At 62.5% G+C, this 19,189-nt stretch carries 19 protein-coding genes; 9 read left to right on the forward strand and 10 right to left on the reverse strand.

Translation table 11 applies throughout. From position 1 onward, the window contains the following. Positions 1 to 4 precede the first annotated feature (4 nt). The 5 genes from relA to M5G18_RS03320 all read right to left on the reverse strand — a co-directional run bounded on the left by relA (position 5) and on the right by M5G18_RS03320 (position 6,929). Positions 5 to 2,248, reverse strand: a complete 2,244-nt coding sequence (relA, locus tag M5G18_RS03300) for a GTP diphosphokinase (RefSeq protein ID WP_007957789.1) — start codon at positions 2,246 to 2,248, stop codon at positions 5 to 7. An 88-nt stretch (positions 2,249 to 2,336) separates the two neighbouring features. Continuing rightward, entirely contained in the window at positions 2,337 to 3,722 is a 1,386-nt protein-coding gene (rlmD, locus tag M5G18_RS03305; protein ID WP_273899389.1) for a 23S rRNA (uracil(1939)-C(5))-methyltransferase RlmD, read from the reverse strand. Then, positions 3,722 to 4,624 carry a cysteine synthase CysM gene (cysM, locus tag M5G18_RS03310; RefSeq protein ID WP_045121847.1) on the reverse strand — a complete coding sequence of 301 codons (903 nt, stop codon included), beginning with the start codon at positions 4,622 to 4,624 and terminating at the stop codon, positions 3,722 to 3,724. Before cysM ends, rlmD begins: the two co-directional genes overlap by 1 nt. Before the next feature lie 171 nt (positions 4,625 to 4,795). After that, positions 4,796 to 6,220, reverse strand: a complete 1,425-nt coding sequence (locus M5G18_RS03315) for a sensor histidine kinase (protein WP_273899388.1) — start codon at positions 6,218 to 6,220, stop codon at positions 4,796 to 4,798. Further along, positions 6,207 to 6,929 carry a response regulator transcription factor gene (locus M5G18_RS03320; protein ID WP_273899387.1) on the reverse strand — a complete coding sequence of 241 codons (723 nt, stop codon included), beginning with the start codon at positions 6,927 to 6,929 and terminating at the stop codon, positions 6,207 to 6,209. The genes M5G18_RS03315 and M5G18_RS03320 overlap by 14 nt, the downstream gene beginning before the upstream one ends. 216 nt (positions 6,930 to 7,145) lie before the next feature. Between M5G18_RS03320 and M5G18_RS03325 the strand changes: the two genes are divergently transcribed. Further along, complete coding sequence (locus M5G18_RS03325; RefSeq protein WP_273899386.1) at positions 7,146 to 9,899, forward strand: response regulator; 2,754 nt, start codon at positions 7,146 to 7,148, stop codon at positions 9,897 to 9,899. Positions 9,900 to 9,982: 83 nt separating this feature from the next. After that, on the forward strand, positions 9,983 to 10,972 hold the full coding sequence (locus M5G18_RS03330) for a 2-hydroxyacid dehydrogenase (protein ID WP_273899385.1): 990 nt from the start codon (positions 9,983 to 9,985) through the stop codon (positions 10,970 to 10,972). 10 nt (positions 10,973 to 10,982) lie between these two features. Here the strand turns inward: M5G18_RS03330 and M5G18_RS03335 are convergent, their stop codons facing one another. Continuing rightward, positions 10,983 to 11,423 carry a hypothetical protein gene (locus M5G18_RS03335; RefSeq protein WP_273899384.1) on the reverse strand — a complete coding sequence of 147 codons (441 nt, stop codon included), beginning with the start codon at positions 11,421 to 11,423 and terminating at the stop codon, positions 10,983 to 10,985. A 133-nt stretch (positions 11,424 to 11,556) separates the two neighbouring features. Between M5G18_RS03335 and M5G18_RS03340 the strand changes: the two genes are divergently transcribed. Further along, on the forward strand, positions 11,557 to 11,991 hold the full coding sequence (locus tag M5G18_RS03340) for a hypothetical protein (protein ID WP_007957770.1): 435 nt from the start codon (positions 11,557 to 11,559) through the stop codon (positions 11,989 to 11,991). Continuing rightward, positions 11,991 to 12,395 carry an META domain-containing protein gene (locus M5G18_RS03345; RefSeq protein ID WP_273899383.1) on the forward strand — a complete coding sequence of 135 codons (405 nt, stop codon included), beginning with the start codon at positions 11,991 to 11,993 and terminating at the stop codon, positions 12,393 to 12,395. The genes M5G18_RS03340 and M5G18_RS03345 overlap by 1 nt, the downstream gene beginning before the upstream one ends. Before the next feature lie 262 nt (positions 12,396 to 12,657). Here M5G18_RS03345 and M5G18_RS03350 read toward each other — a convergent pair whose 3' ends face one another. Continuing rightward, positions 12,658 to 13,125 carry a TlpA disulfide reductase family protein gene (locus tag M5G18_RS03350; RefSeq protein WP_007957768.1) on the reverse strand — a complete coding sequence of 156 codons (468 nt, stop codon included), beginning with the start codon at positions 13,123 to 13,125 and terminating at the stop codon, positions 12,658 to 12,660. Positions 13,126 to 13,239: 114 nt separating this feature from the next. On the opposite strand from M5G18_RS03350, the gene arsC reads away from it, so the two are divergent. The 3 genes from arsC to M5G18_RS03365 are packed head-to-tail and all read left to right on the forward strand — an operon-like array spanning position 13,240 to position 14,613. Then, complete coding sequence (gene arsC / locus M5G18_RS03355; RefSeq protein WP_273899382.1) at positions 13,240 to 13,593, forward strand: arsenate reductase (glutaredoxin); 354 nt, start codon at positions 13,240 to 13,242, stop codon at positions 13,591 to 13,593. Then, the gene (gene wrbA, locus M5G18_RS03360; protein ID WP_007957765.1) at positions 13,590 to 14,186 is read left to right on the forward strand and encodes an NAD(P)H:quinone oxidoreductase; all 597 of its coding nucleotides are present in this window, start codon (positions 13,590 to 13,592) and stop codon (positions 14,184 to 14,186) included. Before arsC ends, wrbA begins: the two co-directional genes overlap by 4 nt. Position 14,187: 1 nt before the next feature. Continuing rightward, positions 14,188 to 14,613, forward strand: coding sequence for a DUF2069 domain-containing protein (locus tag M5G18_RS03365; RefSeq protein ID WP_011335491.1), 426 nt, complete (start codon positions 14,188 to 14,190; stop codon positions 14,611 to 14,613). A gap of 168 nt (positions 14,614 to 14,781) precedes the next feature. Here M5G18_RS03365 and M5G18_RS03370 read toward each other — a convergent pair whose 3' ends face one another. Both M5G18_RS03370 and ttcA read right to left on the reverse strand, forming a co-directional pair. Next, entirely contained in the window at positions 14,782 to 15,456 is a 675-nt protein-coding gene (locus tag M5G18_RS03370) for a DNA-3-methyladenine glycosylase I (RefSeq protein ID WP_085683575.1), read from the reverse strand. A gap of 69 nt (positions 15,457 to 15,525) precedes the next feature. After that, positions 15,526 to 16,350: a tRNA 2-thiocytidine(32) synthetase TtcA gene (gene ttcA, locus M5G18_RS03375; RefSeq protein ID WP_064598661.1), complete on the reverse strand. Its 825-nt coding sequence runs from the start codon at positions 16,348 to 16,350 to the stop codon at positions 15,526 to 15,528. 289 nt (positions 16,351 to 16,639) lie between these two features. Here ttcA and M5G18_RS03380 point away from each other — a divergent pair, with 289 nt between their 5' ends. Both M5G18_RS03380 and M5G18_RS03385 read left to right on the forward strand, forming a co-directional pair. After that, positions 16,640 to 17,242 carry a Yip1 family protein gene (locus tag M5G18_RS03380; RefSeq protein WP_007957761.1) on the forward strand — a complete coding sequence of 201 codons (603 nt, stop codon included), beginning with the start codon at positions 16,640 to 16,642 and terminating at the stop codon, positions 17,240 to 17,242. Between the two features lie 174 nt (positions 17,243 to 17,416). Then, positions 17,417 to 17,911, forward strand: coding sequence for a SprT family zinc-dependent metalloprotease (locus M5G18_RS03385; RefSeq protein WP_007957760.1), 495 nt, complete (start codon positions 17,417 to 17,419; stop codon positions 17,909 to 17,911). Between the two features lie 8 nt (positions 17,912 to 17,919). Here the strand turns inward: M5G18_RS03385 and M5G18_RS03390 are convergent, their stop codons facing one another. Beyond that, positions 17,920 to 19,101 carry a CaiB/BaiF CoA transferase family protein gene (locus M5G18_RS03390; protein WP_273899378.1) on the reverse strand — a complete coding sequence of 394 codons (1,182 nt, stop codon included), beginning with the start codon at positions 19,099 to 19,101 and terminating at the stop codon, positions 17,920 to 17,922. Positions 19,102 to 19,189: the final 88 nt, after the last annotated feature.

The following is a 19,189-nucleotide window of genomic DNA, read 5'->3' on the forward strand; positions in this document are numbered from 1 at the left end:
GGTTTCATGGAGTCCGGTTACGCCGTGTTTCGATGATGTTCGGCAACTGGGAAATCCGCCCCAGCAACCGCCCCAGCGCGTCCAGCCCCGGGATCTCGATGGTCAGGGACATCAGCGCGGTGTTGTCCTCCTTGTTCGAGCGGGTGTTGACCGCCAGCACGTTGATCCGCTCGTTGAGCAGCACCTGCGAGACGTCACGCAGCAGACCGGAACGGTCGTAGGCGCGGATGACGATGTCCACCGGATAGGTGAGCACCGGCACCGGGCCCCAACTGACCTGGATGATCCGCTCCGGCTCGCGCCCGGCCAGTTGCAGCACCGAGGCGCAGTCCTGACGGTGAATGCTCACGCCACGGCCCTGGGTGATGTAACCGACGATCGCATCGCCCGGCAACGGCTGGCAGCAGCCGGCCATCTGGGTCATCAGGTTGCCGACGCCCTGGATCTGAATGTCACCGCGCTTGCCCGGTTTGTAGCCGGTAGCCTTGCGCGGAATCAGTTCCAGCTGTTCGTTGCCGCGTTCCGGCTCGACCAGTTGTTGCGCCAGATTCACCAGTTGCGCCAGACGCAGGTCGCCGGCCCCGAGGGCGGCGAACATGTCCTCGGCGGTTTTCATGTTGGCCTTGTCGGCCAGCTTGTCGAAATCCACCGCCGGCAGGCCGAGGCGATTGAGTTCGCGCTCGAGCAGGGTCTTGCCCGCCGCGACGTTCTGATCGCGCGCCTGCAACTTGAACCAGTGCACGATCTTCGCCCGCGCCCGGGACGTGGTGACGTAACCGAGGTTCGGGTTCAGCCAGTCACGGCTCGGGGTGCCGTGCTTGCTGGTGATGATCTCGACCTGCTCGCCGGTCTGCAGGCTGTAGTTGAGCGGAACGATGCGCCCGTTGATCTTCGCGCCACGGCAGTTGTGACCGATTTCGGTGTGCACGCGGTAGGCGAAGTCCAGCGGCGTCGCGCCCTTCGGCAAGTCGATGGCGTGACCGTCCGGGGTGAAGATGTAGACCCGATCCGGCTCGATATCGACCCGCAGCTGTTCGGCGAGACCACCGATGTCGCCCAGCTCTTCGTGCCACTCGAGCACCTGACGCAGCCAGGAGATTTTCTCTTCGTAGTGGTTCGAGCCGGACTTGACGTCAGTGCCCTTGTAGCGCCAGTGCGCGCAGACGCCGAGCTCGGCCTCTTCGTGCATCGAATGGGTCCGGATCTGGACTTCGAGCACCTTGCCTTCCGGACCGATCACCGCCGTGTGCAACGAGCGGTAGCCGTTCTCTTTCGGGTTGGCGATGTAGTCGTCGAACTCTTTCGGGATGTGCCGCCACAGGGTGTGGACGATGCCGAGCGCGGTGTAGCAGTCGCGCATTTCCGGCACCAGCACGCGCACCGCACGCACGTCGTAGATCTGGCTGAATTCCAGACCCTTGCGCTGCATTTTGCGCCAGATCGAATAGATGTGTTTGGCCCGGCCGCTGATGTCGGCCTCGACGCCGGTGGCCTGCAATTCGTCCTTGAGCTGGGTCATCACGTCGGCGATGAAACGCTCGCGATCCAGCCGCCGCTCGTGCAGCAGCTTGGCGATCTGTTTGTATTGGTCGGGTTCCAGGTAACGGAAGGACAAGTCCTCCAGTTCCCATTTGATATGGCCGATGCCCAGTCGATGCGCGAGCGGCGCATAGATGTCGAACACTTCCCGGGCGACCCGGTTACGTTTTTCGTCGTCGGCGGTTTTCACCGCGCGGATCGCGCAGGTGCGTTCGGCGAGCTTGATCAGCGCGACGCGTACGTCATCGACCATCGCCACCAGCATCTTGCGCAGGTTTTCCACCTGGCCCTGGGTGCCGAGCACCATCGACTGGCGAGGGCTGAGGCTGGCACTGATCGCCGCCATGCGCAGCACGCCGTCGATCAGCTTGGCGACCACCGGGCCGAAGCGCTGGCTGACCGCCGCGAGTTCGATCTGGCCTTCGCGCACGCCGCGATAAAGAACCGCAGCCACCAGCGAATCCTGATCGAGCTTGAGGTCGGCGAGGATCTCGGCGATCTCGAGGCCGGTGCTGAAACTGCCGCTGCCTTCGGACCAGAGATTCTTCGCCGCATTGGATTGTTGCTCGGCCTGGCGAGCGTACTCGCAGGCCTCTTTCAAGGCTTCGCGATCCAGTGCCAGATCGACACTGACCGCATGATCGAGCCAAGCCTCGAGATTGATACTGCCGTCAGTGTTGATCGGCTGGTGTGCTCTCACCTGTACCATCTTGCTTTACCTTCCCTACGACGCAGATTCAATGCGTCAAATCACTGACCTTCAATGCCCGTTCGCGCTCGCGGGGCCAATGCGAGCGCTACGGACGACCAGTCGGATCAGACGAGCCATCCTGGCTCGCTTCAAATAACGCCATGGCCTCGACATGTGCCGTCTGAGGAAACATATCGAGAATCCCGGCACGTTTTAACCGGTAGCCCTGCTTGATCAATTCGACCGTATCGCGCGCCAGAGTTGCAGGGTTGCACGACACGTACACCAACCGTTCGGCGCCCAGGGTCGCCAGCTTGCGCACCACCTCGAAAGCACCGTCACGCGGTGGATCCAAGAGTACCGCAGAAAAGCCGTTTCCGATCCACTGAGCATCGGTCAAAGGCTGGGATAAATCGGCCTGAAAAAACTTTGTGTTATGCAAATTGTTGCTGGCGGCATTCGCCGCCGCACGATCGACCATGGTCTGCACGCCTTCGACCGCCACTACTTCCCGCACGGCTTTGGCCAGCGGCAAGGCAAAGTTACCGAGACCGCAGAACAGGTCGAGCACGCGCTCATCGGCGGTCGGTTTCAACCACTCCAGCGCCTGGGCGACCATGGCTTCGTTGACCCCGGCATTGACCTGGATGAAATCCCCCGGCCGCCAATCCAGTTCCAGATCCCATTGCTCCAGGCGATAGCCGAGCGACTGTGCATCATCCACCGGCTGCGGTTCGCCTTCGCCATGCAGCCAGAGCTGCGTTTCATGGAACGCGCAGAAATCCTTGAGGATCGTCAGGTCGGCCTCGGACAGCGGCGCCATGTGACGCAGCAGTACGGCGAGTGACGAGCCACTGAACAATTCGACATGCCCCAGCGCCTGAGGTTTGCTCAAGCGACGAAGCATCTCCGGCAAACGGGTCATGATCGGCTGCAAGGGCTGTACCAGCACCGGGCATTCGCTGATCGCGACGATGTCCTGGCTGCCGGCGGCACGGAAACCGACTTCAAGCTTTTTGGCTTTGCTGTCCCAGCGCACGGCGATCCGGGCGCGGCGACGGTAGCCGAATTCGGGACCGGTCAACGGCGCTGCCCACTCCTCGGGTTCGGCACTGGCGACTCGCGACAACTGCTCGGCGAGCATGCGCTGTTTCAGGGCAAGCTGTTCGTTGTGGGGCAGATGCTGAACGCTGCAACCGCCGCAGCGGCCGGCGTGCTGACAAGGTGCGGGACGGCGCAATTCACTGGCGCTGAACACGCGCTCGGTGCGCGCTTCGACCACTTTGCCGTGGGCGCCGAGCACTCGGGCTTCGACCTCTTCACCGGCGAGGGCGCCGAGGACGAACCAGGTTTTGCCTTCAAAAAACGCGATGCCGCGACCGTCATTGGCCAGGCGCTCGATGCTCAAGCGCTGCTTTTTGCCGGTCGGGATTTGCGGGGCCTTGCTGCCGCCGGTGGGCTGGAAGCGCAGGCCTCTCTCATTCTTGGCCATCAGTTGGGCGCGTCGAAAATGCCGGTCGACAGGTAACGGTCGCCACGGTCGCAGATGATCGCGACGATCACCGCGTTTTCAACTTCTTTGGACAGGCGCAGCATCGCTGCCACCGCACCGCCCGAGGACACGCCACAGAAGATGCCTTCTTCGCGGGCCAGACGCCGGGTGACGTCTTCGGCTTCGCTTTGCGCCATGTCGACGATACGGTCGACGCGCTCGGCCTGGTAGATCTTCGGCAGGTATTCCTGCGGCCAGCGGCGAATGCCGGGAATGGCCGAGCCTTCCATCGGTTGCAGGCCGACGATCTGCACGTTGTCGTTCTGCTCCTTGAGGTAGCGCGACACGCCCATGATGGTGCCGGTGGTGCCCATGGAGCTGACGAAATGGGTGATGGAGCCTTGGGTCTGACGCCAGATTTCCGGGCCGGTGGTGGTGTAGTGCGCTTCAGGATTGTCGCCGTTGGCGAACTGATCCAGCACCTTGCCACGGCCTTCGGCTTCCATCCGCTGAGCCAGATCGCGAGCGCCTTCCATGCCCTCTTCCTGGCTGACCAGAATCAGCTCCGCGCCGTAAGCGGTCATCGCCGCTTTACGTTCGGCACTGGAGTTGTCCGGCATGATCAGGATCATCTTGTAACCCTTGATCGCGGCGGCCATCGCCAGGGCGATCCCGGTGTTGCCCGAGGTCGCTTCGATCAGCGTATCGCCTTCGTGGATCTGCCCGCGCAACTCGGCACGAGTGATCATCGACAGCGCCGGACGATCCTTGACCGAACCCGCCGGGTTGTTCCCTTCGAGCTTGAGCAAAAGGGTGTTGCTGGTGACACCGGGCAGGCGCTGCAAACGCACCAGCGGCGTGTTGCCGACGCAATCGGCGATGGTTGGGTACTGCAAGGTCATGGCGTTTTTCGCAATCCGGACAGCGGGGGCGCCTATCATACCGGCAAACCTGCGCAGGCCATATCACGCAAAGTGTGGTGCTTATGGTTTCTTGGAATAAGCAATAAAAGTCGCGCCGGTGGTGAGACTTTTTAAAAGAGTGTCAGCAGTGCTGACACTTTCCTGTGCCACTCACACAATCTGCGGGCGGTTCATGTCCACTGTGGGAGCTGGCTTGCCAGCGAAGGCGTCGGGAGCGACAGCACTGTCATCCGCTACCAACCGCAGATTCAAGCGCAATCCCGATGGTCCGTTCTCGGCCCACAGGGTTCCGCCCTGGCGTTGCACCGCGTTCCTCGCGATGCTCAGGCCCAGACCAAATCCACCGTCCCCCGGCCGCGAGCCGTCGAGGCGGATGAAGGGCGAGAAGATCCGTTCCAGATCTGCCTCGGCCACGCCGCCGCCCTCGTCCTCCAGCCACAGGTGCCAGTAATCGCCATCCCGCCGACCGTCGAGCCGCACAATGCCGCCCGGTGGCGAATGGCGAATGGCGTTGCGCAGAATGTTTTCCAGCGCCTGGGCCAGGGTGTTGAGATTGCCGCGTACCCAGCAGGAAGCTTCAACCCCGCACTGCAACTGCCCCACCGGACAGCAGCTTTCGTAGCAGGCGTTTTCGGTGAGCATTTCCCATAGCGCCTGAATCTGGATCGCTTCGTCCGGCAAGGGTGCGCGTTCGGTGTCGAGCCAGGCCAGTTGCAGGGTGTCTTCCACCAATCGCTGCATCACGTCTACTTCGCGCCCGATGCGCTCGCGCAACGGTTGCAGCTGCTGCTCGCTTTCGCTGGCGACCCGCAGCCGGCTCAGGGGTGTGCGCAGTTCGTGGGACAAATCGCGCAGCAGTTGCTGTTGCAGGGCCACGGTGGATTGCAGGCGTTCGGACATCGAGTCGAAGGCGCGGGCCAGTTCGCCGAGCTCATCGGGGCGCTGAGTGATGCCGCTCGACAACCGCACATTCAATTGATCGGCGCGCCACGCATTGGCTTGCTCGCGCAGATTGTTCAGCGGTACCACCAGCAAGCGATACAGGCCGACGCACAGCAGCAAGGTGAACAGACCGGGAATCACACCGTTGGTGATGACCCGCCAGAACACCCGGTATTTCCCCGGCAAGAAACGCTCGGGCAACTCGATGACCAGACTGCCGGCAGTCGGGTCCGTGGGGAACGGTACCCGCAGCCACGGCCGGCCCTTTTTGTGAATCGGCCAGTCAAGGCCTCGCAGGAAGGTCAGGTGCTGAAGCTCCTGAGCGTTGAACGGTTGACTGCCCAGCGATTGCAGGTTGCCGCCGATCACGCCGACCCAACCGGCCTCGCGCAACTCCATGCTTTGCAACCAGCTGTCGACGCCATCGCGCTCGCCCTGCTGCCAGGCGCGCTCGGCCTCGGCGGCATAACGGCTCAACGTGCCACGGGCGTCGTCGGAGAGAAACTGATTGCGCTGCTCCATGTACCGACCCCAGGACCAGCTCAGCCAGATCATCAGCAGACAGAACGCTACCAGCAGACAGGCAAGTTTCCAGAACAGCGAGTGCCGGCCCGGCAGGTCAGACACTTTCATCGACGGCACTCAGGACGTAACCCTTGCCCCACACCGTGCGCACTTCACGCTCGGTGTAGCCGACCGACTTGAGTTTGCGGCGGATCTGGCTGATGTGCATGTCGAGGCTGCGGTCGTGGGCCGCATAACCGCGTTGCAGGACATGCTGATAAAGGAAGGCCTTGCTCAGCACTTCCTCGTCGTTGCGGTTGAGGGTTTCCAGCAGGCGGTATTCGCTGCGGGTCAGGCCGGCGGGTTGATCGAGGTAAAACACCTCGCACTGCTCGTCGTCGAAACGCAGCCCGCCGACCGGCACCACCGGAGCGATAGCCGCCGGGCGACGGTCGAGGGCGACCCGGCGCAGGATCGCCTCGATCCGCACATGCAGCTCGGCCATGCTGAAGGGTTTGGGCAGATAGTCGTCAGCGCCGAGGCGGAAGCCGCTGATGCGGTCGGCTTCGGCGCCGAGGGCTGACATCAGCAACACCGGCGTGGAATGGCTCTGACGCAGCTGGGTCAGGACATTCAATCCGTCGAGCCCCGGCAACAGAATATCCATCAACACCACATCGAACGGCTGGCGCCGGGCAATGCTCAGGCCTTCACTGCCGTTCTGGCACCAGGTGACCTGGAAGCCGCTGCGGCCCAGTTGTTCATGGACATAGGCACCGAGGACGGGGTCGTCTTCGATGGAAAGAATGCGGGGCTGGCCAATAGAGACAGGAGTCATGACTATCTGCAAATAATTCTCAGTTGGGCGATTATTCAAGATTGCCCGGCGCCCGGCAACCCAAGCTTGACCTGTCGGACAGATGACCGCTCCCCAAGCGAAGGACGACGACATCATTTTTCCCAAGATTGCCCGCAAGCAAATCGCTACACTGCGCCGATACCGCGTGCCGGACGCACGTGTGAGTCAACGATCAGCGGGATGCAGGAGAAAGGCGTGCTCAAGAAACTGGGAATCAAAGGTCGCGTATTGTTGCTGACCCTGTTGCCGACCAGCCTGATGGCACTGGTGCTGGGCGGGTATTTCACCTGGACGCAGCAGTCCGACCTGCAAACCCAACTGATGCAGCGCGGCGAAATGATCGCCGAACAACTGGCTCCGCTGGTGGCACCGGCCATGGGCCACGGCGATGCCGAACTGCTCGAGCGCATCGCCACCCAGTCCCTCGAACAACCGGACGTGCGCGCCGTGACCTTCCTCGCGCCCGACCGCACTCCCCTCGCCCACGCCGGCCCAACCATGCTCAATCAGGCGCCGAGCGGCGACAGCGCGCACTTGCTGCGACGCAGCGGCAACGATGCCACCCGCTATCTGCTGCCGGTGTTCGGCAAACACCGCAACCTCGCCGGCGAACTGATCCCGGCAGAATCCGACCGCCTGCTCGGCTGGGTCGAACTGGAGCTGTCGCACAACGGCATGTTGTTGCGCGGCTATCGAAGCCTGTTCGCCAGCCTGCTGCTGATCGGCGCGGGTCTGGCCGGCGCCGCGTTGCTGGCCTTGCGCATGGGCCGCACGATCAACCGCCCGCTGAGCCAGATCAAACAGGCCGTCGCGCAGCTCAAGGACGGTCACCTGGAAACCCGTCTGCCACCGCTGGGCAGTCAGGAACTGGATGAACTGGCGTCCGGCATCAACCGCATGGCCGGCACCCTGCAAAACGCCCGGGAAGAGTTGCAGCACAGCGTCGATCAGGCCACCGAAGACGTGCGCCAGAACCTGGAAACCATCGAGATCCAGAACATCGAGCTGGACCTGGCGCGCAAGGAAGCGCTGGAAGCGAGCCGGATCAAATCCGAATTCCTCGCCAACATGAGCCACGAGATCCGCACGCCGCTCAACGGTATTCTCGGTTTCACCCACCTGTTGCAGAAAAGCGAGCTGACCCCGCGCCAGCTCGACTATCTGGGCACCATCGAAAAGTCCGCCGACAGCCTGCTGGGGATCATCAACGAGATCCTCGATTTCTCGAAGATCGAGGCCGGCAAACTGGTGCTCGACCATATCCCGTTCAACCTGCGCGACCTGTTGCAGGACACCCTGACCATCCTCGCCCCCGCTGCCCACGCCAAGCAGCTGGAACTGGTGAGTCTGGTGTACCGCGACACGCCGTTGTCGCTGGTCGGTGATCCGCTGCGGCTCAAGCAGATTCTGACGAATCTGGTGAGCAACGCGATCAAGTTCACCCGCGAAGGCACCATCGTCGCCCGCGCCATGCTCGAAGAAGAAAACGACGACAGCGTGCAGTTGCGCATCAGCATTCAGGACACCGGCATCGGCCTGTCGAACCAGGACGTGCGCGCGTTGTTCCAGGCGTTCAGCCAGGCTGACAACTCGCTGTCGCGCCAACCCGGCGGCACCGGTCTGGGGCTGGTGATTTCCAAGCGCCTGATCGAACAGATGGGCGGCGAGATCGGCGTCGACAGCACGCCGGGCGAAGGCTCGGAATTCTGGATCAGCCTGAACCTGCCCAAGACCCGCGACGACGCCGAAGACCTGCCTTCCGCGCCATTGCTCGGGCGCCGGGTGGCGGTGCTGGAAAACCACGAACTGGCGCGTCAGGCCCTGCAGCATCAACTGGAAGACTGCGGCCTCGACGTCACGCCGTTCAATACCCTGGAAAGCCTGACCAATGGCGTTACCGGTGCTCATCAGACCGATCAGGCGATCGACCTGGCGGTGCTCGGCATCACCAGCAACGACATGCCGCCGGAACGCCTCAACCAGCACATCTGGGACCTTGAGCACCTCGGTTGCCGGGTGCTGGTGTTGTGCCCGACCACCGAGCTGACGCTGTATCACCTGTCGGTGCCCAACCCTCACAGTCAGCTGCAATCGAAACCGGCCTGCACCCGCAAACTGCGCCGGGCCTTGTCAGACATGGTCAACCCGCGCCAGCCACGCAGCGAACCCGGCGAACCGTTGTCGAGCCGCGCGCCGAAAGTGCTGTGCGTCGACGACAACCCGGCCAACCTGTTGCTGGTGCAGACGCTGCTCGAAGACATGGGCGCCAAGGTGCTGGCCGTGGAAAGCGGTTACGCCGCAGTGAAGGCAGTGCAGAACGAAACCTTCGATCTGGTGCTGATGGACGTGCAGATGCCCGGCATGGACGGACGCCAGAGCACCGAAACGATTCGCCAGTGGGAAAGCGAGCGGCACTGCACGCCGTTGCCGATCGTCGCCCTCACCGCCCACGCCATGGCCAATGAAAAACGCGCGCTGCTGCAAAGCGGCATGGACGACTACCTGACCAAGCCGATCAGCGAGCGGCAACTGGCGCAGGTGGTGCTGAAGTGGACGGGCCTGGCGTTGCGCAATCAGGCGCCGGACCGTGGCGGCGAAAGTCTGCTGGGCAATCAGGAACTGCCGATTCTCGATCACGAAGAAGGTTTGCGCCTGGCTGCCGGCAAGGCAGATCTGGCGGCGGACATGCTGGCGATGCTGCTGGCCTCGCTCGAGGCCGACCGCGAAGCCATCCGTAACGCCCGAGACAATCAGGATCAGAACAGTCTGCTCGAACGGGTGCACCGCCTGCACGGCGCCACGCGTTACTGCGGCGTGCCGCAATTGCGCGCCGCCTGCCAGCGCAGCGAAACCCTGCTCAAGCAGCAGGACCCCAAGGCCTCGACCGCACTGGACGAGCTGGAACGGGCGATCAATCGTCTGGCGGCCCAGGCGAAGATCAGCGCCTGATCCACGGCAATGTCGGTCAACGCCGACGCAGCTAAAGTTGTCGCGGGTGATTTGCGCCCGCGTCGATGCTCCAGGAGGATTTAATGCGCACGATCGTTTTCAGCAGCCAGACCTACGACCGCGACAGCTTCCTCGCCGCCGACTGCCCGGCCGGGATCGAACTGCACTTTCAGCCAGCCCGGCTCAGCCTCGACACGGCGGCGCTGGCCGAACATCACGAGGTGGTCTGCGCGTTCATCAACGATGACCTGAGCGCCCCGGTGCTCGAACGTCTGGCTGCGGGCGGCACTCGCCTGATCGCCTTGCGTTCGGCTGGCTACAACCATGTGGATCTGGCCGTCGCCAAACGTCTGGGGCTGGCCGTCGTGCGCGTACCGGCCTACTCGCCCCACGCGGTGGCCGAGCATGCGGTGGCGTTGATCCTTGCCCTCAACCGCCGTCTGCATCGCGCCTACAACCGCACCCGCGAAGGCGATTTCAGCCTGCACGGGCTCACCGGTTTCGATCTGGTGGGCAAAACGGTCGGCATCGTCGGCACCGGGCAGATCGGCGCGACCTTCGCCAAAATCATGCACGGTTTCGGCTGCGAACTGCTGGCCTACGACCCTTATCCGAACCCTGCCGTCGAAGCGTTGGGCGCGCGCTACCTGAGTCTGCCGGACCTGCTGGCACAAGCACGGATCATCAGCCTGCACTGCCCGCTCAACGAACAGAGCAAACACCTGATCAACCGCGATTCGCTGGCGCACATGCAACCGGGGGCGATGCTGATCAACACCGGGCGCGGCGGTCTGGTGGACACGCCGGCGCTGATCGACGCCCTGAAGGACGGCCAGCTCGGTTATCTGGGACTGGATGTGTATGAAGAGGAGGCGCAGCTGTTTTTCGAGGACCGCTCCGACCTGCCGCTACAGGACGATGTGCTGGCGCGGTTGCTGACGTTCCCGAATGTGATCGTCACCGCGCATCAGGCGTTCCTGACCCATGAGGCCTTGGGCGCGATTGCCGCGACCACCTTGCACAACATCGCGACCTGGGCGGCGGGTGCGCCGCAGAACCAGGTCGAAGGCTGAACGATCGGACTCAGACCGGGGGCGGCGTCGGGGTAATCGCCACGCACAGGATCAACAGCGCCAGCCAGCCGAACCCCAGCAAACGTTGTTTGAAAGAGTGCCCGCTGCGCAGCAGGAACCAGACAAACACCAGCGGCATCAGAAACGCCATGATCTTCAGCCAGCCTTCCACCGGGCGCGAACCGTCCGGGTTCAACACCGGCTCGACAGGCTGCGAACGACGACGGCGTCCCGCTGCGGCCGGCATGATCTTCGGCCGTTCGGGGGCCGGCGGCGGAACGTGGGCCTCGGGCACTGCCTTGTTACGCGGCAGGCTGCCAAAGGAAATCGTCGACGCGCCCTTTTCGGCGTGAGGCGCCTGGGCCTCTGCCAGCGGAGCCCCGCAATGAATGCACGCCGTGGCTTCGGAGCTGATGCTCCGCTTGCATTCATAACATTCGATCAGCGCCATGTTCCGTTCCTTGAAAATGAAGGCGGCAGTTTGCCACGACTGCGGTGTCGATTTGAACCGGATCGAAGGTCGCACGCGCGCATCATTCTGCAATCAAGCCCGTGCTAGCATGTCGCGCATATTTGGAGGACCCATGGTCGAACACGATTTCCGCTACACCCTGATGAACCCGCAACACACCCTCACCGAATGCCGCGCCCTGGTTCCGGGCCGTTATCAGGTCACCGGCAACGGTGGCTCGATCCGCATCGGCGACGTGCTGGTCGTGACCCTCAAAGGCAGCAAGGACTTGTCCATGCGCCTGACCGTCGACACCGTCCGCCACCTGATCAACCCGCCGGGTCAATGGACTGCCATGACCACCGGCCCGGTGTTCGGTGAACTGGCGATCCACACCTGGCAGGTCAACTGCGACAGCTGCGCCAAGGAGCTGAGCTTCGAATTCGCCGTGGACGCCAAGCTGGGCAAGCCTGCGGAAAAACCGGCCGCCACGGCACGCATCGCGGAACTGGGCTGGAAAGCCGTCGGCGACAAGCACCTGTGCCCGAAATGCCAGGAGCCGGCGTGATGAAACACCTGGCCCTGACCGCCGCTGTCGGCGCCGGCCTGATGGGTTGCGCCGCGGAGCCTGTGCAACTGCAACAGAACCGCAGCTACATTCTGGAATGGATCGGCGAGCGTCCGCTGATGGACTACAGCCACCTGACCGTGACCCTCGGCGATGATGGCCGGGCGTATGGCAATGGCGGCTGCAACCACTGGTTCGCGCCCTACACCCTGGAAGGCGACAAGCTGAGCTTCGGCAAGATCGGCAAGACCCGCAAACTCTGCGCACCGGCGCTGATGGAGCAGGAGCAACGCTTCCTTCAGGCACTGGAGCATGTGGAGCGTTGGGATGTCTCGCCGATCGAGCAGATGCGCTTTTGGCCTGCTGAAGGCAAGCCGTTGCGTTGGTGGCTGGAAGAGGGTTGATCCTTTAGATCGCCAAGCCCCTCACCCTAACCCTCTCCCAAAGGGAGAGGGGACTGACAGTGGGATGCTCAAGAGATCCATCGACCTGAAAGCATTCTGCCGAATCTGAAATCGACAAGCCTTTCAGGGCTTTGCCTAATCCATAATCGACCTGATCTTCCAGGTCGATGGAAAGCGCCAGACACCTCGGTCGGCCCCCTCTCCCTACGGGCGGTCCGACGTTTCGGGAGGACTGGGGTGAGGGATGCTTTTTAGCGGCAACTCAATTTGTCGCCTGCAACGCCTCAAGCTTCGCCATCACCCCCGCCGCCGTCTGCTCGCCCATCAACTGTTCCCGCACCTTGCCCTTGTTGTCGATGATGTAAGTCACCGGCAAGGCTTCACTGCGCGGCAGTTCGAACAGTTCCGACGGATCCTGCGCCAGCACGGTGAACTTGATGCCCAGTTTTTCGCTGGCGCTCTTCAGTTCTTCACCCTGCACGTTGTCGAAGTTGACCCCGAACACGCCGATCTTCTTGCCCTTGAGCTCGTCGGCCAGGTGATTGAGTTCCGGGATTTCCGTGCGGCACGGGCCGCACCATTCGGCCCAGTAGTTGAGCACGACCCATTGTTTGTCGAGGCGCTCGGACGCCACTTTCTGCCCGTTCTGGTCGATGCCGTAGTCGTTACCGCAGCCCCCCAGCATCAACGCCCCGATGATCGTCAATGCCGCTGCCAGTGCCCGTGTCATGTCGTGTTCCTTGTGAAAAATTGAATGCGCCTGCGACCCATCGCCTCCCAAGGTTCTGGATTGCGCGCTGCACAGTTAGAATAGCCGCCACTCTACGCAAGAAGCGACCCGCCCATGACCGATCTGACGCTTTATCACAACCCGCGCTGCTCGAAATCCCGCGGTGCGCTCGAACTGCTCGAAGCCCGTGGCCTGACACCAAACGTGGTGCGCTACCTCGAAACCCCGCTGGACGCCGCGCAGATCAAGGTCTTGCTCGGCAAGCTGGGGATCAGCGCACGGCAACTGCTGCGCACCGGCGAAGACGAATACAAGACCCTGAACCTGGCCGATGCCAGTCTCACCGAGAAACAATTGATTGGAGCGATCGCGGCGCATCCGAAGTTGATGGAGCGACCGATTCTCGAAGCCGGCGACAAAGCCGTCATCGGCCGTCCACCGGAGCAGATCCTGGAGCTGCTGCCGTGAGTGCGCCGTACATTCTGGTTCTGTATTACAGCCGCAGCGGTTCGACCAACGAGATGGCCCGGCAGATTGCCCGTGGCGTCGAGCAGGCTGGCCTCGAAGCGCGCCTGCGCACCGTGCCGGCGATCTCCACCGAGTGCGAAGCCGTGGCGCCGGACATTCCGGATGAAGGCGCGCTGTACGCCACGTTGGATGACCTGAAGAACTGCGCCGGCCTGGCCCTCGGCAGCCCGACCCGTTTCGGCAACATGGCCGCGCCGCTCAAGTACTTTCTCGACGGCACCAGCAACCTGTGGCTGACCGGCGCGCTGGTCGGCAAGCCGGCCGGGGTGTTCACCTCCACCGCCAGCCTGCACGGCGGTCAGGAAACCACCCTGCTGTCGATGATGCTGCCGTTGCTGCACCACGGCATGCTGATCACCGGCCTGCCTTACAGCGAATCGGCGCTGCTGGAAACCCAGGGCGGCGGCACGCCTTACGGCGCCAGCCATCACGCCGGGGCCGACGGTAAAAGCGGTCTCGATCAGCACGAAGTGGCGCTGTGCCGCGCACTCGGCGCACGTCTGGCCAAGACGGCCCAGAAACTGGGGAACTGAGATGGCCAGAAAGCCGAAAGTCCTGCCCGCCGTCGAGTGGCTGGAGCCACGGGTGCGGGCGATGCGGGTGATCAGTCTGCTGTGCTTTTTCGGCCTGGCCGGACTGCTCGCCGCTTATTACCTGGTGTTCGCCGACCTGCATGGGGCGCGGCCGTGGGTGATTCTGCTGATCGAGCTGATCCCGTGGATCGTGCTCGCACCGGGCATGATCATGGGCAGCGCACGCGGGCATTCGTGGATGTGCTTTGTGGTGAATCTGTATTTCATCAAGGGCGCACTGGCGGCGTATGACCCGAGCCGGCAACTGTTCGGCGTGCTGGAGATGATCGCCAGTCTGGCGGTGTTCTGCTCGGCGCTGTTGTATGTGCGGTGGCGGTATCAGCTGAATCGCAAACTGGCGGGCGAAGGCGAAGTCTCCGTCGCCTGACACACCGCTATCGCCAGCAAGCCGGCTCCCACAGGTTCCGGGATCGTTCCCACGCTCTGCGTGGGAATGCATAAAGAGACGCTCCGCGTCTCAGGGACGCAGAGCGTCCCGGGCGGCATTCCCACGCGGACGGTTCGACGCCTCGACGTGGGAACGATCACCTTAGACTCAATGGTTGACGGTGTACGCCAGCATCATCGAGATCTGGCTCATCGGCCGTCCACCGCTCTCTTCATGCCACTGGTTGAACGCGTTCTGCACCGTCGCCAGATCCCGCAGACTGCTCGGCACCTTGTCGACGATCTTCTGTGCATTCAGTGCCGCGACCACGTCGTAGCTCGGCACAAAAGTATCCTTGCCGACCATCCGCAAGAACCGTGGCGCCGACAGCCCGCCCAATTGATGACCGTGCTTTTTCAGGTACGTCCACAGGCCGACGATATCGGTCACCGGCCAGTCGGCGAGCAACGCACCGAAGCTGCCCTTCTCTTTCTCGACGTCCAGAATGAACTGCGCATTGCGCGGCACGCTCTTGAGTTTGCCCAGGTGACGGATGATCCGCGCATCCTGCATCAGCCGCTCAAGGTGTTCGGCGCTCATCAGCACGACCTTTTCCGGGTCGAACTTGAAGAACACTTCCTCGAAAGCCGGCCACTTGGCGTCCACCAGGCTGTGCTTGAGCCCGGCACGGAACACCCGCAGGGCCATGGTCGAGAGATAACGGTCGTCGCTGATCTTGCGCAGTTGCGCCGGGGTCTTGGGAACGGGCAGATGGGCTTCCAGTTCAGCCGCCGAACCGAAGCGGTTCAGACAGTATTCGTGCAGCCACTTGTAATCGCGCATGCCCTCTCCTAAAAAACGAATTGAAAACGGCGCCCGCGAGCGCCGTTTTTTTTCAAGCGATCGGATCGCTTACAGGTTCACCACATTGACGAAACGCGAAGCCGCCGTCTCGTCGATCTTCAGGCTGGTGAAGTCAAACAGGTTACGGTCAGCCAGTTGCGACGGGATCACGTTCTGCAGGCTGCGGAAAATGCTTTCGGTACGGCCCGGGGTCTTGCGCTCCCAGTCCACCAGCATTTCCTTGACCACCTGGCGTTGCAGGTTTTCCTGGGAACCGCAGAGGTTGCACGGAATGATCGGGAATTGCTTGAAGTCCGAGTAAGCCTGGATGTCTTTCTCGTTGCAGTAGGCCAGCGGACGGATCACCACATTGCGCCCGTCGTCGGCGCGCAGCTTCGGCGGCATGGCCTTGAGGCTGCCGTTGAAGAACATGTTGAGGAAGAACGTCTCGACGATGTCGTCGCGGTGATGACCGAGGGCCATTTTGGTCGCGCCGATTTCGTCGGCGAAGGTGTACAGCGTGCCGCGACGCAGGCGCGAGCACAGCGAGCAAGTGGTCTTGCCTTCCGGGATCAGCTCCTTGACCACCGAGTAGGTGTCCTTCTCGACGATGTGATACTCGATGCCCAGCTCTTTCAGGTAGGCCGGCAGCACGTGCTCGGGGAAGCCCGGCTGCTTCTGGTCCATGTTCACGGCGACGATCTCGAACTTGATCGGTGCAACCTTCTGCAGGTGCATCAGCACGTCGAGCATGGTGTAGCTGTCCTTGCCCCCGGACAGGCAGACCATGACCTTGTCGCCGTCTTCGATCATGTTGAAGTCGGTGACGGCTTCGCCGGCCAGGCGGCGCAGGCGCTTTTGCAGTTTGTTCTGGTTGACCGTAAGAGTGCCCATGACGCGAAATCCGTGAGGTGTGACGAAAGGCGGGCATTTTACGCAAAAACACTTCGCTTGTGGCCACAGGTTGTCGCCCCCTCGAATGCCCGTCTGCACAGACCCCGACGCGATTACCCCGAGGTTTTACAGCGCGATTTGCTCTAAGCCCCTATCACCTGTGCGGTTAAGACCTTTCTATACTGCGACATAAGGTCGCACACAATCTGAAGACCTGTATTTGCTCGGCCGCATTGGCCCGTAGGCGCTCCGCTGGGGGGCGATGGCAATAACGAGAGGAGTGACTGGCATGATCCATCACGTAGTGGGACTTTTTACCCACCCCGATCAGGAATGGAAGGAAATCCGTGGCGACCAGGAAGAAAGCATCAGCCACATGTACCTGACGCACACGCTGATTCTGGCGGCGATCCCCGCTGTTTCGGCATTTATCGGCACGACTCAGGTCGGCTGGGTGATCGGCAACCGCGCACCGGTGATGCTCACCGTCGAAAGCGCGTTGTGGATGACGATCATGTCTTACCTGGCAATGCTCGGCGGGGTCGCGGTCATGGGTGCCTTCGTGCACTGGATGGCCCGCACTTATGACGCCAACCCGAGCCTGGCCCGTTGCGTGGCATTTGCCACCTACACCGCGACACCGTTGTTCGTCGGCGGGCTGGCAGCGCTCTATCCGCACATGTGGCTGGGGATGATCGTCGGCACGGCGGCCATCTGCTACACGGTGTACCTGTTGTATGTGGGGCTGCCGACCTTCATGAACATTCCGTCCGACGAGGGTTTCCTGTTTTCCAGCTCGGTGCTGGCGGTGGGTCTGGTGGTGCTGGTCGCCATCATGGCGTTTACCGTGATCGTCTGGGGACTGGGCGTGGGGCCCGTCTACACCAATTAGAGAGCCACCAATTGGCTGGCCGCAACGCCGAGAAGAACAAGATCCGCCAACACAGGCCGCCGCGAGGCGGCCTTCTCGTGCCGGTTGAAAAAGAGCGACGACCATTCGGCAGCTCGACGATTCGCAACGCCCCGGCGTTGCGGCATACTCGACGCCTCTGGAGATCCATCAAGCATGCCCGAGCAACTCAATACCCGCGTCGAAGACTGTTTCCAACTCGCTGAATCCTTTTTCAAACGTCCCTTCAAACGCCCCGTGGTAAGCCTCAAGCTGCGCGGGCAAAAAGCCGGGGTCGCGCATCTGCACGAGAACCTGCTGCGCTTCAATCCGCAGCTGTACCGGGAAAACACCGAACACTTCCTCAAGCAGACCGTGGCTCACGAAGTCGCGCACCTGATCGCCCATCAGCTGTTCGGCGACCGCATCCAGCCCCACGGCGAGGAGTGGCAACTGATCATGCGCGGCGTCTACGAATTGCCACCGGACCGCTGTCATACCTATGAAGTCAAACGCCGCAGCGTGACCCGCTACATCTATAAATGCCCGTGTGCGGATAGCGATTTTCCGTTTTCGGCGCAGCGTCATAGCCTGGTCCGGCAGGGGCGGCGGTATCTGTGCCGGCGCTGTCGCAATACGCTGGTGTTTAGTGGCGAGATGCGGGTCGAGTAACCCACGAGCTACGCGACGACTTTCGCGGCACGTAGTTCGGCAATCCGCTCCGGGCTCAACCCCAACTCCGCCAACACCTGATCCGTATGCTGCCCCAGCGCTGCGCCGACATGCCGCGGCGCCGGCAACGCTTCTGAGAACTTCAGCGGGCAAGCGATCTGCGCCTGCTCCGAGCCATCCCCACGCGGCACTTGCGTCACCAGCTCCCGCGCCTGCAATTGCGGATGCTGCACCGCCTCGCCCAGGTTCAACACAGGTTCGACACAGGCATCGATCCCGGCGAACAGCTCGCACAGTTCGGCAAAGTCATGCTTCTCGAACTCGACCTTCAAGGCGTCCTTGAGCGCCCACTGCTGCTCGGGTTTGGGCGACAAGCCCTGCGCCGCCAGTTCCGCCCGGCCCAGCGCCGCACACAGTTGCTGCATGAAGGCCGGCTCCAGACTGCCCACCGACATCCAGCGCCCGTCGCGGGAGCGGTAGTAATCGTAGAAGCTGCCGCCATTGAGCATCTGATCCTCCCAGCCCGGCTCCTCACCGCAGGCCAGATATCCGGCACCGGCCATGGCGTTCAGGCTGAACGCGCAGTCGGTCATGCTCACGTCCAGATGGGTGCCCTGCCCGGTCTGCTGACGGGAAATCACCGCCGCCAACAGGCCGATCACCCCATGCAACGAGCCACCCGCGACATCCGCCACCTGCATGCCCAGCGGCAACGGCCCGCTGTCGGCGCGCCCGGTGTAGCTGGAGAGCCCGGCCAGCGCCAGATAGTTGATGTCGTGGCCGGCGCGATCCTTGTACGGCCCGGTCTGGCCGTAACCGGTGATCGACACGTAAATCAGCTTCGGATTGATCGCCTTCAGCGCCTCGTAACCCAGCCCCAGCCGCTCCATCACACCGGGGCGAAACTGCTCCAGCACGATGTCGTAATCCGCCAGCAACTGCTTCACCAGCTCAAGCGCTTCGGGCTGCTTAAGGTCCAGCGCCAGGCTGCGCTTGTTGCGGTTGAGATAAGCGTGACTGGCCGAGACGCCGTGATCGTGAGGCGGTAACACCCGCACCAGGTCGAGGCGGGTCGGCGATTCGATGCGCAGCACTTCGGCACCCATGTCCGCCAGCAGCAGCGAGGCGAACGGCCCCGGCAGCAAGGTCGAGAAATCCAGAATCTTCAGTGAGGCCAGCGGTGCAGACATGGGCGATCTCCATCAACGATGCATGCAGCCTAGGCAGCCATCGGCGATGGGGCAATTACCGGATCCATCAGTTGCGCTGACCGTTGCG

It is taken from the genome of Pseudomonas aphyarum, assembly GCF_028657055.1.
GTDB lineage: Bacteria > Pseudomonadota > Gammaproteobacteria > Pseudomonadales > Pseudomonadaceae > Aquipseudomonas > Aquipseudomonas aphyarum.

What these genes read in the sequence shown, in the direction of transcription:
- relA (WP_007957789.1), bottom strand. Translation starts at nt 2,248, where the DNA reads ATGGTACAGGTGAGAGCACACCAGCCGATCAACACTGACGGCAGTATC.
- M5G18_RS03380 (WP_007957761.1), top strand. Translation starts at nt 16,640, where the DNA reads ATGATCCATCACGTAGTGGGACTTTTTACCCACCCCGATCAGGAATGG.
- M5G18_RS03315 (WP_273899388.1), bottom strand. Translation starts at nt 6,220, where the DNA reads ATGAAAGTGTCTGACCTGCCGGGCCGGCACTCGCTGTTCTGGAAACTT.
- M5G18_RS03320 (WP_273899387.1), bottom strand. Translation starts at nt 6,929, where the DNA reads ATGACTCCTGTCTCTATTGGCCAGCCCCGCATTCTTTCCATCGAAGAC.
- M5G18_RS03385 (WP_007957760.1), top strand. Translation starts at nt 17,417, where the DNA reads ATGCCCGAGCAACTCAATACCCGCGTCGAAGACTGTTTCCAACTCGCT.
- M5G18_RS03370 (WP_085683575.1), bottom strand. Translation starts at nt 15,456, where the DNA reads ATGCGCGATTACAAGTGGCTGCACGAATACTGTCTGAACCGCTTCGGT.
- M5G18_RS03340 (WP_007957770.1), top strand. Translation starts at nt 11,557, where the DNA reads ATGGTCGAACACGATTTCCGCTACACCCTGATGAACCCGCAACACACC.
- M5G18_RS03350 (WP_007957768.1), bottom strand. Translation starts at nt 13,125, where the DNA reads ATGACACGGGCACTGGCAGCGGCATTGACGATCATCGGGGCGTTGATG.
- cysM (WP_045121847.1), bottom strand. Translation starts at nt 4,624, where the DNA reads ATGACCTTGCAGTACCCAACCATCGCCGATTGCGTCGGCAACACGCCG.
- rlmD (WP_273899389.1), bottom strand. Translation starts at nt 3,722, where the DNA reads ATGGCCAAGAATGAGAGAGGCCTGCGCTTCCAGCCCACCGGCGGCAGC.
- M5G18_RS03390 (WP_273899378.1), bottom strand. Translation starts at nt 19,101, where the DNA reads ATGTCTGCACCGCTGGCCTCACTGAAGATTCTGGATTTCTCGACCTTG.
- M5G18_RS03365 (WP_011335491.1), top strand. Translation starts at nt 14,188, where the DNA reads ATGGCCAGAAAGCCGAAAGTCCTGCCCGCCGTCGAGTGGCTGGAGCCA.
- M5G18_RS03330 (WP_273899385.1), top strand. Translation starts at nt 9,983, where the DNA reads ATGCGCACGATCGTTTTCAGCAGCCAGACCTACGACCGCGACAGCTTC.
- M5G18_RS03345 (WP_273899383.1), top strand. Translation starts at nt 11,991, where the DNA reads ATGAAACACCTGGCCCTGACCGCCGCTGTCGGCGCCGGCCTGATGGGT.
- arsC (WP_273899382.1), top strand. Translation starts at nt 13,240, where the DNA reads ATGACCGATCTGACGCTTTATCACAACCCGCGCTGCTCGAAATCCCGC.
- M5G18_RS03335 (WP_273899384.1), bottom strand. Translation starts at nt 11,423, where the DNA reads ATGGCGCTGATCGAATGTTATGAATGCAAGCGGAGCATCAGCTCCGAA.
- ttcA (WP_064598661.1), bottom strand. Translation starts at nt 16,350, where the DNA reads ATGGGCACTCTTACGGTCAACCAGAACAAACTGCAAAAGCGCCTGCGC.